The following is a 549-nucleotide window of genomic DNA, read 5'->3' on the forward strand; positions in this document are numbered from 1 at the left end:
ATTTCAGACATATTAAAATACCCAGTATCTGCTAATGTTATAATTTTTTGATCACTGAATCTACTCCTTATTTTTGTTACCATATTTGATAATTGACTCTGGTTATTTATATCATTTACTATTTCAAAGTCTACTAGGAATTTATACTTGCTATCGACTACTGCCTGCATATTATAACAGACTTCATATTTTTCATTATTCTTCATAGATTTAGCTTCAGGATCGGTTAAACAGACCTGCTTTTTCCCTCGTCTTTAAGTTCCTTTTTGAGGGAATTAAGTTGATCAATCTGGACTTGTAACTTTCAACTTTTTCATCCATAACTTGTTTCATATCTTGGTCTTCTGAAGTTTTTAGGAACTCATTGATATATTTATCAATTTTAGCTTCATAGTACTCAATTTTCTTTTTAATGATATTTCCGGTAAAATGTTTGCTCTTTGAATTACTTGCTTTTATTTTTGTCCCATCTATGGCACAATCTCCCCATTTACAAGACCGAAACCTTTTAACATAAGGGTGAATTCTTTAAATAATTGTTTTATGGCT

The 549-nt window shown here is 29.9% G+C and carries 1 protein-coding gene; it reads right to left on the reverse strand.

What is annotated here, in order from left to right; translation table 11 throughout:
- A partial coding sequence (locus tag CDO51_RS13180) for a transposase (RefSeq protein WP_240503598.1) occupies nt 1–206 on the reverse strand: 206 nt, incomplete at its 3' end.
- Nucleotides 207–549: the final 343 nt, after the last annotated feature.

Origin of the sequence: Natranaerobius trueperi (assembly GCF_002216005.1) — a bacterium.
Lineage (GTDB): Bacteria > Bacillota > Natranaerobiia > Natranaerobiales > Natranaerobiaceae > Natranaerobius_A > Natranaerobius_A trueperi.